Below are 14836 nucleotides of genomic sequence, written 5' to 3'. Positions count from 1 at the left end.
GGCATGAGCGAACCGACCGAGACCACGAACCTCGACATCTACGGCAACCCGCCGCTGGACTGGACGCGGGCCCAGGCCATCATCGCCACGCCGGCGTCGCCGGACATCACGCAGTTCCTCGGCACCTGCCGGCCGGACGGCACCCCGCACGCGGCCGGCGTCGGCGCCCAGTGGGACGACGGCTACTACTACTTCACCAGCGGGCCGGGCGCCCGCAAGGCCCGCGACCTGGCCGCCAACCCGCGCTGCACGATCTCGGTGCGGCTGCCGGGCATGGACGTCGTGCTCGAGGGCACGGCCGCGCGGGTCACCGACGCCGCGACGCTGGAACGGCTCGCCGCCGCCTACCGCGAGGGCGGCTGGCCCTGCCAGGTCGAGGGCGACGCGCTCACCGCCCCGTTCAGCGCGCCGAGCGCCGGGCCGCCGCCGTGGCACCTCTACCGGCTCACGCACACCTCGATCGTCGGGGTGGCGACCGAGGAGCCGTACGGCGCGACCCGGTGGACATTCCCCGAGCCCTAGACTCCGGGTCGTGACCATCTCCCGCGAGATCGTGCTCGACGTGACCCTGCCCGCCGACCGCGCCACCCGCCGGGTCGAGGTGCGCGAGATCCGGATGGATCCGGGGACCGTGGCCGGGCTGCACGTGCACAACGGGCCGGTCTTCGGCAGCGTGGTGGCGGGCTCGGTGATCTACCAGATCGAGGGCGAGCCGGCCCGCACCCTCAATCCCGGCGACGTCTTCCACGAGCCCGAGGGCGCGCGGGTCGCCCGGTTCGACGCCACCGGCGAGGGCGTGACGTTCCTGGCCTACTACCTGCTCGCCGACGGTGAGCAGGCCGAGATCGAGTTTGTCGGGAGCTGAAATGCACGAGTTCCGCGAAGCCGTCGAGAAGGGCGACATCGAGGCGGCCATCGCGCTGCTCGCCGACGACGTCGTGTTCCACAGCCCGGTCGCGTACAAGCCGCATCGGGGCCGTCCCGCCGTCGAGACGATCCTGCGCGCGGTCTTCACGGTCTTCGAGGATCTGCGGTACGTACGGGAGATCGCGGCCGGAAACGACGCGGCGCTCGTCTTCGAGGCCCGCATCGGCGAGCGGTCGCTGACCGGCTGCGACTTCCTGCACGTGAACGCGGCCGGCCAGATCGACGACTTCATGGTGATGGTGCGCCCGCTCAGCGGCGTCCAGGCCCTCGGCGAGGCGATGGCGGCGAAGCTCAGCGCCTGAACTGCTTCTCGTAGCCGGTGCGCAGCTCCTCCCAACCGTGGTCGAGCGCGTCCCGGCCGCGGATCACGCCGACCGGCTCGCCGTCGAGCAGGTGCTGCAGCACGTCCAGGCATAGGTGCCAGCCGGCCGCGACCATCGCGTCCATGCCGGGGCGGGACAGCGTGTGCCGCAGGGTGAGCCGGGTGCCGTCGCCGGCCGGCTCCAGCTCCCAGCGCAGGACGTCGTCGCCCCAGGTGTACTCCAGCAACGTCGGCTCGGCCGCCGCGCGTACGGTCGCGGGAAGGTCCTGCCGTTCGTCACCGTCGATCATGGTGAGCGTGGTGTCGCCGGTGACGGCCAGCGAGGACTTGGCGGCGAACGGCGCCCACTGGTCGAGCTCGCCGGGATCGGTCAGCGCGGTCCAGACCTCGCGCGGGGGCTGGCGCAGCTCGCGGATGAAGATCAGTGTCCAGGTCTCGCCGGTGGGAACGATATCGGCCTGCATGGCTCATCCCTTTCGGTTGAGATGGTCTTCGAGGGCGGTCAGATGCCTGGTCCAGAGACTGCGATAGGGGGCGAGCCAGTTGTCGAGCTCCCGGAACGGCTCCGGGTTCAACCGGTATATCCGCTTCTGGGCGGCCCGGTCGGCGGTGACGACCCCGGCCGCGCGCAGGACGCCGAGGTGCTTGGAGACCGCGGGCTGGCTCATCCCGAGCATGGTGACCAGGTCGGAGACGCTGCACTCGCGCACGCGCAGGGCGTCGACGATGCGCCGGCGGGTCGGCTCGGCGATGGCGGTCAGCGCGTCCATGCCTCGAACGTTATATAACCGGAGGGGCATGTGGCAACCGTTCTGATCGCGACCTCGGGCTCGATGGGCGACGTGGCGCCCTACACCGGCCTCGGCGCGCGGCTGCGCGAAGCGGGCCACGACGTCACCATCGCCACCCACGAGCCGTTCCGGTCGCTGGTCGAGGGCGCCGGCCTCGGATTCCGGCCGCTGCCGGGCGATCTGCGGGCGACGCTGGCGCATACTCCGGGCGGTCTGCATCCGCTCGCGCTCGCCCGCCAGGCGGCCATCGCGCGACCCCTCATCGCCTCGCTCGGGCCGGGGCTGGCGACGGCGGCGGATTCCGTACGCCCGGAAGTCCTGCTCCTCTCGACGATGGTGGCGCCGCTCGGGTACCAGGTGGCCGACGCGCACGGGATCCGCCGCGCCGCCGTCTTCCTCCAGCCGATCCACCCCACCCGCGCGTTCGCGCCCGTCCTGACCGGGGGCCGCTCGTTCGGCCCGCTGCTCAACCTGGCCGCCGGTCACGCCTCGACAAAGGCCATCGAGCCGCTCTACGCCGCCCCGATCCGCGCCCTTCGTCGCGACCTCGGACTGCCGCGCACGTCGCTCTCGGCGCTGCGGACGGCCCAGGAATGGCAGGCTCCGACCTTCCACGGCTTCAGCCCCGCCGTCGTGCCCCGCCCCCGCGACTGGCCGGCCGCCCTGCGGGTGACCGGATACTGGTGGCCGGTGCTCGCGCGACCCCTCATCGCCTCGCTCGGGCCGGGGCTGGCGACGGCGGCGGATTCCGTACGCCCGGAAGTCCTGCTCCTCTCGACGATGGTGGCGCCGCTCGGGTACCAGGTGGCCGACGCGCACGGGATCCGCCGCGCCGCCGTCTTCCTCCAGCCGATCCACCCCACCCGCGCGTTCGCGCCCGTCCTGACCGGGGGCCGCTCGTTCGGCCCGCTGCTCAACCTGGCCGCCGGTCACGCCTCGACAAAGGCCATCGAGCCGCTCTACGCCGCCCCGATCCGCGCCCTTCGTCGCGACCTCGGACTGCCGCGCACGTCGCTCTCGGCGCTGCGGACGGCCCAGGAATGGCAGGCTCCGACCTTCCACGGCTTCAGCCCCGCCGTCGTGCCCCGCCCCCGCGACTGGCCGGCCGCCCTGCGGGTGACCGGATACTGGTGGCCGGTGCCCACCGCATGGGAGGCGCCGGCCGCGCTCACCGGCTTCCTGGCGGCCGGTCCCGCGCCGATCTTCGCCGGCTTCGGCAGCATGGTTCCGGGCCAGGGCGCGCGCCTGGCCGAAATCGTGGTCGAGGCGGCCCGCCGCGCGGGCGTGCGGGTCGTGCTCCAGGCCGGCTGGTCCGGTCTCGCGGCCGGCGCCTCCGACCGGGTGCTGAGCATCGGCCCGGCCCCGCACGACCGGTTGTTCCCGCTGATGGCGGGCGTGGTGCACCACGCCGGGGCGGGCACGACGGCGGCCGGTCTGCGGGCCGGGCGGCCGGCGGTCGCGGTGCCGGTGCTGGCCGATCAGTCGTTCTGGGCGGCCCGGCTGCACAGGCTCGGGGTCGCGCCGCCGCCGATCCCGCTCGCCGCCCTGACGCCGGCGCGGCTGGCGTCCGCGTTGTCGGCGATCATCGGCAATCCCCATCACGCCGCGCGGGCCCAGGCGCTGGCCGCCCGTCTCGCCGCCGAGGACGGCGCGAAACCCGTACGGGATTGGATCGCTTTGGATAAGTAACGCCTGGCCGACGCCACTAGAGTGGTCAGACGCCATCGGCCGACCGGACTGGAGACATGATGACGCAGGCCGCCGACTCCCACGACCTGATCCGCGTGCACGGCGCGCGCGTGAACAACCTGAAGGACGTCAGCGTCGAGATCCCGAAACGGCGTCTCACCGTCTTCACCGGCGTCTCCGGCTCGGGCAAGAGCTCGCTGGTCTTCGGCACCATCGCGGCCGAGTCGCAGCGGCTGATCAACGAGACCTACAGCACCTTCGTGCAGGGCTTCATGCCGTCGCTGGCCCGGCCCGACGTCGACGTGCTCGACGGCCTCACCACGGCCATCTCGGTCGACCAGGAGCGGATGGGCGGCGACGTGCGCTCCACGGTCGGCACCGCCACCGACGCCAACGCCATGCTGCGCATCCTGTTCAGCCGGATCGGGCAGCCGCACATCGGCTCGCCGCAGGCGTTCTCGTTCAACGTGCCCTCGGTCAGCGGCGCCGGCGCGGTCACCCTCAACAAGGGCGGCGGCCAGGTCAAGGAGCGGCGCAGCTTCAGCATCCTCGGCGGCATGTGCCCGCGCTGCGAGGGCCGCGGCTCGGTCAACGACATCAACCTCGCGGAGCTCTACGACGAGGAAAAGTCGATCAACGACGGCGCCATCAAGATCCCCGGGTACAGCATGGAGGGCTGGTTCGGCCGCATCTTCCGCGGCGTCGGCTACTTCGACCCGGACAAGCCGATCAAGAAGTACACCAAGAAGGAGCTGAACGACCTCCTCTACAAGGAGCCGACCAAGGTCAAGATCGAGGGCATCAACCTGACGTACGCCGGGCTTGTCCCGTCGATTCAGAAGTCCATGCTCTCCAAGGACATCGACGCCCTCCAGCCGCACCTGCGGGCCTTCGTGGAGCGGGTCGCCACCTTCACCTCGTGCCCCGAGTGCGGCGGCACCCGCCTGGCGCCCGAGGCCCGCTCGTCGAAGATCGACGGGGTCAACATCGCCGACTGCTGCGCCATGCAGATCAGCGACCTCGCCACCTGGGTCCGGGGGCTCGAGGAGCCGACGGTGGCGCCGCTGCTGACCGCGCTGAGCGAGACCCTCGACTCGTTCGTCGAGATCGGCCTCGGCTACCTGTCGCTCGACCGGCCGTCCGGCACGCTGTCCGGCGGCGAGGCGCAGCGCACCAAGATGATCCGGCACCTCGGCTCGGCGCTCACCGACGTCACGTACGTCTTCGACGAGCCCACGATCGGCCTGCACCCGCACGACATCCAGCGCATGAACGACCTGCTCGTCCAGCTGCGCGACAAGGGCAACACGGTGCTGGTCGTCGAGCACAAGCCGGAGGCGATCGCGATCGCCGACCACGTGGTCGACCTCGGGCCGGGCGCCGGCAGCGGGGGCGGCGAGGTGGTCTTCGAAGGCACCGTGGACGAGCTGCGCGCGAGCGGGACGCTGACCGGGCGGCACCTCGACGACCGGGCCACGCTCAAGCCGGACGTCCGCAAGCCGTCCGGGGCGCTGGAGATCCGCGGGGCGTCCACCCACAACCTGCGGGACGTCGACGTGGACATCCCGCTCGGCGTGCTGGTCGTGATCACCGGGGTGGCCGGGTCGGGCAAGAGCTCGCTGATCCACGGCTCGGTCTCCGGGCACGAGGGCGTGGTGACGGTCGATCAGGGCGCGATCCGGGGCTCGCGGCGGAGCAGCCCGGCGACGTACACGGGCATGCTCGAACCCATCCGCAAAGCGTTCGCGAAGGTCAATGGCGTGAAACCGGCGCTGTTCAGCGCCAACTCCGAGGGCGCGTGCCCGAACTGCAACGGCGCCGGCGTGATCTACACCGACCTCGGGATCATGGCGAGCATCGCGACCACCTGCGAGGTCTGCGAGGGCAAGCGGTTCGACGCGTCGGTGCTCGAGTACCACCTGGGCGGCAAGGACATCAGCGAGGTGCTGGCCATGCCGGTGAGCGAGGCGGTCGGGTTCTTCGCCGACGGCGAGGCCAAGACGCCGGCCGCCCACAAGATCTTGTCGCACCTGGCCGACGTCGGCCTCGGCTACCTGACCATCGGGCAGCCGCTGACCACCCTCTCCGGCGGCGAGCGGCAGCGCCTGAAGCTCGCGACCCACATGGGCGAGAAGGGCGGCGTCTACATCCTCGACGAGCCGACGACCGGTCTGCACCTGGCCGACGTGGAAAACCTGCTGGGCCTGCTCGACCGCCTGGTCGACGCCGGCAAGTCGGTGATCGTCATCGAGCACCACCAGGCCGTGATGGCGCACGCCGACTGGATCGTCGACCTCGGCCCGGGGGCCGGTCACGACGGTGGGCGGGTCGTCTTCGAGGGGACGCCGGCCTCGTTGGTCGACGATCGCTCGACGCTCACCGGTCAGCATCTGGCCGCGTATATCGGTGCCTAGCTCGATGCAACCCTTCCCTCCCCGCCGGTGTCTTTGGAGGGTGTGAGGGCGGGGAAGGGACAAGCGTTGGACGACTTCGACGAGTTCGTGCGCACGAGGTCGACCGGGCTGTTGCGTGTCGCGTACCTGCTGACCGGTGATCGCGGCGCCGCGGAGGATCTGCTGCAGGACGTTCTGGAGCAGATGTGCGCCCGGTGGCGGCGCCTGCGCGGCGGCGCGCCCGACGCCTACGCGCGCCAGGCCATCGTCAACCGGGCGACGAACCGGTGGCGCACGCGGAAGCGCAAACCCGAGACCGGCCTCGGCGATCACGACGTGCGCGCCCCCGACCACAGCGACGACGTCACCCTGCGCGAGTCGGTGCTGGCCGCCCTGCGCGAGCTGCCGCCGAAACAGCGCGCGGCGGTCGTGCTGCGCTACCTCGACGACCTGCCCGTGGGTGAGGTCGCGGCCGCGCTCGACTGCAGCGTGGGCACGGTGAAGAGCAACACGTCGCGGGGGCTCGACAAGCTGCGTGCCGTTCTCGGGCCGGAGCCGGCCAATTCGGAGCCGGCCGATTCGGAGTTGGCCGATTCGGGGATGGCCGATTCGGCACGGACCGGAGAGGAGGGATGGCGATGACCGACACCGACATCCGGGACGCGCTGGAGCGCGCCACCGGGCATCTGAGCCCGCCGCCCGACCTGCTCGAGCGGGTGCGCGCGGGCGGGCGGCGCCGGGTCGTGCGCCGCCGGGCCGTGCTGCTCGGCGGCCTCGGGGCCGCGGTCGCGGCGGCCGGGGTGCCGCTGGCGCTCGGGCGGGGCCGGGGCGGCGGCGAGGCCGCCGACCCGGGCACCCGCGGCGACCTGGCCCACGACCGGGAGTTCCTCGACGAGGCGAGGGCGGCCTGGAGCACGGGCGCCGACGCGTTCGAGACCAAGGCCCCGCCGCACGTGCTGTGGGCCGGCACCACGCCGGCCGGGCCGGCCGCCCTGGTGAGCCAGCGGGCGATGGTCGAGACCGCGCCGCAAGACCTGCTGGGCTGGGTCGAGCCGGTCGCCGGCGGCGGCCTGCGCGGCGGCAGCTCGGTGCGGCTGATGCTGCCGGGCAGGGTCGACCCGGGGGCGATCCTCGTCGGCGAGAAACGTGATGTGCTGCTCGTCGCCGATCTCGGGCAGCCGTTCGACCTGTCGGCCGACTACTCGTTCGACAAGGACGGCAAGGTGCGGCGCGCGTACAGCCGGGTGACCTCGGGCGCCGACTGGGTGTTCGTGCGCCGGGTCGCGCCCCAGCAGGGCAACGTGCGGCTCGCCATGATCCGCGGCGGGATGGGCGAGGGCATCCCGCTCGACAACTTCGGCGACGTCGTGCACGAGAAGACCAACCAGGTGCCCGAGCTGCTGCAACGGCGCCTGCCCGGCGCGGGCGAGGCGTGGGAGATGCCGGGCGGGTACGACGATCTGTTCGGTTACCACGCGCTGACCGGTCTCGGCGCCTGGCAGATCTGGGGCGCCGCCCCGGACGGCCGGCAGTTCACCGTGCGGACGCTGCCGATGGACGGCACGGTCCGGGCGTTCTGGTTCCTCGGCGGGCCCGACCCGCACTACGCGGGACTTCAGCGCGACGGCGTGGTGCGGGTGCGGCTGCCCGACAAGCAGGGCGTGGTGGTGGCCGTGCTCAACGCGACGCTGCGCTACCGCGCGCGCGGGCCGTGGATCCCGGTGAGCGACGTGGCGCTGCTGCCCGACGCGGCGACCGAGCTCGAGGTGCGGCCGCGGGGCGGCGGTAATCCGGTGACCGTGAAGCTGCCGTGACCGTTAGGTTGGAGCCATGACGGTTCGCGGCGTGCGCCGGATCATCGTGTCGGTGGCCGATCTCGACCGGGCGCTCGCGCTGTATCGCGACGCGCTGGGTCTCGCGGAGAAATACCGGGCCGGCGACGTCGCCATGCTCGGCGATCCCGAGGTGATGCTGCACCGGCGGCCGCCCACGCCGGGCCTGGCCGGGGTCGCGGCGAGCTACCTGGTCGACGACGTCGACGCGGTCACGGCCGCCGCCGAGAAGGCCGGCGCCGCGATCATCGACGCGCCGGCCGACCAGCCGTGGGGCGAGCGGCAGGCGGTGCTCACCGATCCGGACGGGCACGTCTTCTGTCTGGTCGGCCCGGTCGCGGGGTAAGACCACCCCATGGACGTCGTGATCGGCATCGACACCGGGACCACCGCCACCAAGGGCATCGCGGCCACGGCCGACGGCCGGCTGCGGGCGCACACCAGCGTCCACTATCCACTCGCGGTGCCCGGGCCGGGCCGCGCCGAGCTCGACCCGCAGCATCTGATCGACGCCGCGGTCAAGGCCCTCACCGACGTGGCCGCGGCCTGCCGCGAGCAGGGCGACCGGGTCCGGGCCGTGAGCCTGAGCGCGTTCCTGCACGCGCTGGCCCCGATGGACGCCGACGGCCGGCCGCTCGGCCCGCTGGTCACCTGGGCCGACAACCGGGCCGGCGCGCAATGCGACGAGATCATCGCGTCCGGCCGCGCCCGGGCGCTGCAGGCTCGCACCGGCACGCCGGTGCACCCGATGTCGCCGCTCACCAAGCTCGCCTGGTGGCGGGCGAACGACCCCGACCGGCTGCGGTCGACGCCCCGGTGGGGCGGGGTGAAGGAGCTGGTGCTGGCGGCCATCGCCGACGCGCCGTTCCTGCTCGACCTGTCGGTGGCCTCGGGCACCGGCCTCTACGACATCCACGCGCGCCGGTGGGACCCCGAGGCGCTGGAGATCGCGGGCGCCCGGGCCGCGCAGCTGGCCGAGGTGGTGCCGACCACGACGGTCCTTCGGTTTCGCCCCGAGATTGCGTCTGCCGCCGGGCTGCCGGCCGACACCCCGCTGGTGATCGGCGCCGCCGACGGGCCGCTCGCCAACCTCGGCGTCGGCGCCACTCCCGCCGGGGTCGCGGCCGTCTCGCTCGGCACCAGCGGCGCCCTGCGCACGGTCGTCGACCGGCCCACGGCCGACGAAGCCGGGCGGCTGTTCTGCTACGCGCTCACCGACGACCGCTGGGTGATCGGCGGCGCGGTCAACAACGCCGGCTCGGTGGTGCGCTGGGCCGGTCAGAGCTTCGCGGCCGGCTTCGAGCGCCCCGGCGCCGAGGGCGAGGACGAGGACGAGCGCGACGCCGCCCTGCTCATGGAGGCCCAGGGCGTGGCGCCCGGCAGCGACGGCCTGCTCTGCCTGCCCTACCTGCTGGGCGAGCGCGCGCCGTGGTGGCGGGCCGGCATGCGCGGCGCCTACCTGGGACTGCGCCGCGAGCACGGCCGTGCCCACCTGGTGCGGTCCGCGGTCGAGGGCGTCTGCCAGCAGCTGGCGCTGGTGCGCGACTCGTTCGCGGCCGAGGGTTTCGCGGTCACCGAGGTGCGGGCGACCGGGGGAGCGGTGGCGTCCGAGCTCTGGGTCGGCGTGCTGGCGGCCGCGCTCGACCTGCCGGTGGCGATCGCCGACACCCCCGAGGGCACGGCGCTCGGCGCCTGCCTGCTCGGCCTGCACGCGCTGGGCGACCTGCCCGACCTCGATCACGCGGCGGCGCTCATCGCGATCGCCGCACCGACCCGCCCCGACCCGGAGAACGCCGAGCTCTACGCCCGCATGCGTCCCCTGATCGAGAAGTCGGCCCTGGCCACCATGGAGATCGTGCGCGAGCTCGACCGCCTGGCCCCGCCGGTAGAGACGCCGGTCACCGCCGGTCACGTTGACGCTGCCCCCGGCGGTGAGAAAGCATGACGGGCGAGCGGTAGCGGAGGAACCCGGTGCGATTCCGGGACGGTCCCGCCACTGTGACCGGGGAGTGACCCGCCCTGTGTCGCCACGGCCGGCTCACCGGCGGCATGTGCCGCCGGCGACCGGGTGCCCGCGGCGGCACTGTCGTCTTGGCGTGAGCCGGGGCCGACATCGTCTCGGCGTGAGCCGGGGCGACATCGTCTCGGCGCGAGCCGGGGCGACATCGTCTCGGCGCGAGCCGCGGCGGCATCGCCACGGCGTGAGCCGGAAGGCGGCGGGGAGCGTCGATCCGGGAGCCAGGAGACTCCGGCCGCTCGTGACGCTCATCGGCCGGGCGTGGACACCCGGGCAGAAGGGACCTTCGTGACGCCGTACCCGTTCTCCGCCGTGGTCGGGCTCGCCGACCTGCGCCTCGCGCTGCTTCTCACCGCCGTCTCGCCGCATGTCGGCGGGGTTCTCGTGCGAGGGGAGAAGGGGACGGCGAAGAGCACGGTGGTGCGAGCGCTGGCCGCGCTGCTGCCGCCGGTCGAGGTCGTGCGGGGGTGCCGGTTCGCCTGCGACCCGGCGGCGCCCGACCCGGCCTGCCCGGACGGGCCGCACCCGGCCGACAGCCCGGCGCAGTCCCGGCCGTCGGCGCTGGTCGAGCTTCCGGTCGGGGCGACCGAGGACCGGGTGGTGGGCACGCTCGACATCCAGCGCGCCCTGGCCGACGGGGTCAAGGCCTACGAGCCGGGCCTGCTCGCGGCGGCGCACCGCGGCGTGCTCTACGTCGACGAGGTCAACCTGCTGCCCGACCACCTGGTCGACCTGCTGCTGGACGCGGCGGCGATGGGCCGGGCCCACGTCGAGCGGGACGGGGTGTCGGTCAAGCACGCGGCCCGGTTCCTGCTGGTCGGCACCATGAACCCGGAGGAGGGCGAACCGCGGCCCCAGCTGGTCGACCGGTTCGGTCTGGTGGTGACGGTGGGCGCGCCGCGCGAGGCCCGGGAGCGCGCCGAGGTGGTGCGCCGGCGGCTGGCGTACGAGGCCGGCCCCGACACGTTCGCGGCCCGCTTCGCCGGTGACGAGCGGTCGCTGTCGGAGCAGATCGTCGCGGCCCGGCGGCGGCTGCCGCTGGTCGCGCTGCCGGACGGCGAGCTGGACCGGATCGCCCGGGTCTGCCTGGCGTACGGCGTCGACGGGATGCGCGCGGACATCGTGGTGGCCCGGTGCGCGGTCGCCCTGGCGGCCTGGCACGGGCGCGACCGGGTGACGGCCGACGACGTGCGCGACGCCGCCCGCCTCGCCCTGCCGCACCGGCGCCGCAAGGACCCGCTGGACCCGCCCGGCACCGATGAGCAGCGGCTCGAGGACGCGCTGGCCGAGGCCGAGGCCGAGCTCGAACGCGAACGCGCCGCCGAGCGCGAGCGGGCCGGACGGGAGCGGGCGGCCGGCGCGGGCGGTGACCAGGACGACCCCTCCGACGACGACCCGGACGGTGGCGGCTCCCCGAACGGCGGCCCGGATGACGCAGGTCCGGACGGATCCGGCAGCGGAGGTCCCGACGGCACCGGTCCCGGCGACGCCGGCCACAACGGCGCGGGTCACAACGGTGCGGGTCACAACGGCGTGGGTCATAACGGCGCGGGTCACAACGGCGCGGGTCCCGGCGGCTCGGGACCCGATGGCGCAGGTTCCGACGGCCCGCACCCCGATCTCGCCTCGCCCGACATTTCCGAAAAATCGGATTTGCGTGGCATGGGGAATGACCGCGCGCCGGACGGGGCGGGGCAGGCGGCGGTCGCCGGGAATCCCTATCGGACCCGGACTCTCTCCATCGCGCGCCGCGGGGAGGGTGGGCACGCCGGGCGGCGATCGCCGGCGTTCGCGCGCCGGGGACGGGTGATCGGCAGCCGGGAACCGCGCGGCAAGCTCGCGGGGGCGCCGCACCTGCCCGCCACCCTGCGCGCCGCGCTGCACCGGGGAGCGCGGGACGTCGACCGGCGGGATCTGCGCGAGTCCGTGCACGTGGGCCGCGAGGCGAACCTCGTGCTGTTCGTGGTCGACGCCTCCGGGTCGATGGCCGCCCGCAAGCGCATGACGATCGTGAAGACCGCGGTGCTGTCGTTGCTGCGGGACGCCTACCAGCGGCGGGACCGGGTGGGGATGATCACGTTCCGCGGGCACGACGCCGAGCAGGTGCTGCCGCCTACGTCCAGCCACGAGGTCGGGGTGCTGCGGCTCGCGAGCCTGCGCACCGGCGGCCGCACCCCGCTCGCCGCCGGGCTGCGCCGGGCCGCCGCCACCATCGCCACCGAGCGCCGCCGGGACCCGCGCCGCCGGCCGCTGCTGATCGTGGTCACCGACGGGCGGGCCACCAGCGGACCCGACCCGGTCACCGTGGCGCCCGCCCTGGCCGGGGTGGCCGCGGTGGTCGTCGACTGCGAGTCCGGGCCGGTGCGCCTGGGGCTGGCCCGGCGGCTGGCGTCCGCACTGGACGCCGACCTGATGCCGCTCGACCACCTGGAAGCGGCGGGCACGACCACGAGGAAGGCAGCCTGATGCCCCAGGGGAAGGTCGCGGTCGTACCGCAGGACGGGCTCACCACCCGGCAGCGCCGGCGGCAGGCCGTGCTGGCCGTGCACACCGGCCACGGCAAGGGCAAGTCGACGGCCGCGTTCGGGATGGCGTTGCGGGCCTGGAGCGCGGGCTGGCCGATCGGGGTGTTCCAGTTCGTGAAGTCCGAGAAGTGGCGGGTCGGCGAGGAGTCGGCGCTCAAGGCGCTGGGCGCGACCGGCGGCGCGCCGGTCACCTGGCACAAGATGGGCGAAGGCTGGTCCTGGATCCAGCGGGCGGGCACCGAGCGGGACCACGCGGCCGAGGCGGCGGAGGGATGGGCCCAGATCAAACGGGACCTCGCCGCCGAGACCCATAAGTTCTACGTGCTCGACGAGTTCACGTACCCGATGAAGTGGGGTTGGGTCGATGTGGACGACGTCGTCGCGACGCTGGCCGACCGGCCGGGGACGCAGCACGTGGTGATCACCGGCCGGGACGCGGCGCCCGGGCTGCTCGCGGCGGCCGACCTCGTCACCGAGATGACCAAGGTGAAGCATCCGATGGACGCCGGCCGCAAGGGACAGCAGGGCATCGAGTGGTGACGATCCCGCGCGTCGTGATCGGCGCGCCCGCCTCCGGACACGGCAAGACCACCGTGGCGACCGGGCTGCTCGCGGCGTTCGCCCGGCGGGGCGTGCCGGTGGCGCCGTTCAAGGTCGGACCGGACTACATCGACCCCGGCTATCACGCGCTCGCGGCCGGGCGCCCGGGCCGCAACCTCGACCCGGTGCTGGTCGGCGAGAGCCGGATCGGCCCGCTCTTCGCGCACGGCGCGGCCGGGGCCGGGCTCGCGGTCATCGAGGGCGTGATGGGCCTGTACGACGGCCGGACCGGCGCCGGCGACACCGGCTCGACGGCCCAGGTCGCCGCGCTGCTGAACGCGCCGGTGATCCTGGTCGTGGACGCGGCCGCGCAGGGCCGCTCGATCGCGGCGCTGGTGCACGGGTTCCGCAGCTTCGGCAGCGTGCGGCTGGCCGGGGTGATCCTCAACCGGGTCGGCTCGGACCGCCACGAGGCCCTGCTGCGCGACGCCTGCGAGGAGGTCGGCACCCCGGTCCTGGGCGCGATGCGCCGGGCCGACGCCGTGGCCGCACCCTCGCGCCACCTGGGCCTGGTGCCCGCCGCCGAGCGCCGCGCCGAGGCGCGGGCCTCGGTCGACGCCCTGGCCGCGCTGGTCGAGTCCTCGATCGACCTGGCCGAGGTGGCCGCGATCGCCCGCTCGGCGCCCCCGCTGAACGCGGAGCCCTGGGAACCGCCACGGACGGACGAGCCGGGAGGGCGGCCGGTCATCGCGCTGGCCGGGGGGCCGGCGTTCTCGTTCTCCTACGCCGAGACGCCGGAGCTGCTGGAGGCGGCCGGCGCCGAGGTGGTCGTCGTCGACCCGCTGCACGACGAGAAACTGCCGGCCGGAACGCGCGGCCTGGTGGTGGGTGGCGGTTTCCCCGAGGTGTACGCGCCGGAGCTGTCCGCCAACGAGCCCCTGCGCCGTGAGGTGGCCGCCCTGGCCGCGGCCGGCGGTCCGATCGTGGCCGAGTGCGCGGGCCTGCTCTGGCTGTGCCGCACTCTCGACGACGCCCCGATGTGCGGCGTCCTCGACGCGGACGCGGCCATGACCCCGACTTTGACCCTGGGGTACCGGGACGCCGTCGCCCTCTCCGACAGCCCGCTCGCCCCGGCCGGCACCCGGGTGACCGGCCACGAGTTCCACCGCACCACCGTCCACCCGCGCTCGGGCCTGCTGCTCTCCCCAGCCGCCGGCGCCGCCTGGCAGTGGCGCGGCGCCGACCCCGAGGGTTTCGCGACCCCGGCCGTGCACGCGTCCTACCTGCACCTGCACTGGGCCGGCACACCCTCGCTGGCCGGCAACGTGGTGGCGGCCGCCCGGCCGAAGCGGTGACCGGCGAACTCGTGCTCGGCCTGGGCGCCCGCCCGGGAACCACGGCGGCGACCCTGACCGGCGCGATCGTGTCGGCGCTCGGCGAGGCGGGACTGGCGCCGGCCGACGTGGGCGTGCTCGCGACGATCGACCGGCGCGCGGCCGAGGAGGGCTTCCGGGCGGTGGCCGAGGCGCACGGCTGGGAACTGGTCTCGTTCACCGCGGAGGATCTGGCGGGACACGAGCGGGGCAACGAGCGAGTCGCCGCCGCCGTCGGCACGCCGAGTGTGGCCGAGGCCGCGGCGCTTGTCACGGCCGGTCCGGGGGCGACGCTCGTCCTGCCGAAGCGCATTCTCGGAAACGTCACCGTCGCCGTCGCGCGCAGAGGGTTTTCCCTTGCGTCACCCGGGGGAGCCGCCGCAGGGTAGGCGCGGTCATCCCGCACCCATAGCCTTCGGTCGATATA

15 protein-coding genes are annotated in these 14836 nt (G+C 74.1%); 13 read left to right on the top strand and 2 right to left on the bottom strand.

All coding sequences use genetic code 11. From position 1 onward, the window contains the following. Positions 1-3: 3 nt before the first annotated feature. From ACZ6TB_RS47725 to ACZ6TB_RS47715, 3 genes are read left to right on the top strand one after another with little or no spacing between them, the layout of a single operon-like run. A complete protein-coding gene (locus tag ACZ6TB_RS47725; RefSeq protein ID WP_465568185.1) occupies positions 4-522 on the top strand; it encodes a pyridoxamine 5'-phosphate oxidase family protein in 519 nt (172 codons plus the stop codon). A 10-nt stretch (positions 523-532) separates the two neighbouring features. Continuing rightward, positions 533-865 (top strand): cupin domain-containing protein, encoded by a 333-nt coding sequence (locus ACZ6TB_RS47720; protein WP_465568182.1) that lies wholly within the window; start codon positions 533-535, stop codon positions 863-865. Between the two features lies 1 nt (position 866). Further along, positions 867-1229, top strand: a complete 363-nt coding sequence (locus ACZ6TB_RS47715; protein WP_465568179.1) for a nuclear transport factor 2 family protein — start codon at positions 867-869, stop codon at positions 1227-1229. Here the strand turns inward: ACZ6TB_RS47715 and ACZ6TB_RS47710 are convergent. After that, on the bottom strand, positions 1219-1713 hold the full coding sequence (locus ACZ6TB_RS47710) for an SRPBCC family protein (protein ID WP_465568176.1): 495 nt from the start codon (positions 1711-1713) through the stop codon (positions 1219-1221). The genes ACZ6TB_RS47715 and ACZ6TB_RS47710 overlap by 11 nt on opposite strands. Before the next feature lie 3 nt (positions 1714-1716). Beyond that, on the bottom strand, positions 1717-2019 hold the full coding sequence (locus ACZ6TB_RS47705; RefSeq protein ID WP_465568173.1) for an ArsR/SmtB family transcription factor: 303 nt from the start codon (positions 2017-2019) through the stop codon (positions 1717-1719). A gap of 30 nt (positions 2020-2049) precedes the next feature. Between ACZ6TB_RS47705 and ACZ6TB_RS47700 the strand changes: the two genes are divergently transcribed. The 10 genes from ACZ6TB_RS47700 (at position 2050) to ACZ6TB_RS47655 (ending at position 14798) form a co-directional block, all read left to right on the top strand. After that, positions 2050-3729 (top strand): glycosyltransferase, encoded by a 1680-nt coding sequence (locus ACZ6TB_RS47700; RefSeq protein ID WP_465568171.1) that lies wholly within the window; start codon positions 2050-2052, stop codon positions 3727-3729. A 56-nt stretch (positions 3730-3785) separates the two neighbouring features. Continuing rightward, positions 3786-6143, top strand: a complete 2358-nt coding sequence (locus tag ACZ6TB_RS47695; protein WP_465568168.1) for an ATP-binding cassette domain-containing protein — start codon at positions 3786-3788, stop codon at positions 6141-6143. Positions 6144-6209: 66 nt separating this feature from the next. Further along, positions 6210-6764 carry a SigE family RNA polymerase sigma factor gene (locus tag ACZ6TB_RS47690; RefSeq protein WP_465568165.1) on the top strand — a complete coding sequence of 185 codons (555 nt, stop codon included), beginning with the start codon at positions 6210-6212 and terminating at the stop codon, positions 6762-6764. Beyond that, the gene (locus ACZ6TB_RS47685; protein ID WP_465568163.1) at positions 6761-7936 is read left to right on the top strand and encodes a hypothetical protein; all 1176 of its coding nucleotides are present in this window, start codon (positions 6761-6763) and stop codon (positions 7934-7936) included. Before ACZ6TB_RS47690 ends, ACZ6TB_RS47685 begins: the two co-directional genes overlap by 4 nt. A 16-nt stretch (positions 7937-7952) precedes the next feature. Further along, on the top strand, positions 7953-8300 hold the full coding sequence (locus ACZ6TB_RS47680) for a VOC family protein (RefSeq protein ID WP_465568160.1): 348 nt from the start codon (positions 7953-7955) through the stop codon (positions 8298-8300). A gap of 9 nt (positions 8301-8309) precedes the next feature. Next, entirely contained in the window at positions 8310-9899 is a 1590-nt protein-coding gene (locus ACZ6TB_RS47675; protein WP_465568157.1) for a gluconokinase, read from the top strand. Positions 9900-10259: 360 nt separating this feature from the next. Further along, a complete protein-coding gene (locus ACZ6TB_RS47670; RefSeq protein WP_465568155.1) occupies positions 10260-12437 on the top strand; it encodes a VWA domain-containing protein in 2178 nt (725 codons plus the stop codon). Then, complete coding sequence (cobO, locus tag ACZ6TB_RS47665; RefSeq protein WP_465568152.1) at positions 12437-13036, top strand: cob(I)yrinic acid a,c-diamide adenosyltransferase; 600 nt, start codon at positions 12437-12439, stop codon at positions 13034-13036. The genes ACZ6TB_RS47670 and cobO overlap by 1 nt, the downstream gene beginning before the upstream one ends. Further along, positions 13030-14391: a cobyrinate a,c-diamide synthase gene (locus tag ACZ6TB_RS47660; RefSeq protein ID WP_465568149.1), complete on the top strand. Its 1362-nt coding sequence runs from the start codon at positions 13030-13032 to the stop codon at positions 14389-14391. Before cobO ends, ACZ6TB_RS47660 begins: the two co-directional genes overlap by 7 nt. Further along, positions 14388-14798 carry a cobalamin biosynthesis protein gene (locus ACZ6TB_RS47655; protein WP_465568147.1) on the top strand — a complete coding sequence of 137 codons (411 nt, stop codon included), beginning with the start codon at positions 14388-14390 and terminating at the stop codon, positions 14796-14798. The genes ACZ6TB_RS47660 and ACZ6TB_RS47655 overlap by 4 nt, the downstream gene beginning before the upstream one ends. Positions 14799-14836 lie beyond the last annotated feature (38 nt).

The organism is Actinoplanes sp. NPDC051537 (genome assembly GCF_055586105.1).
Note: the sequence above shows the minus strand (reverse complement) of the source record. Positions and strands in the feature narration are given on the sequence as shown.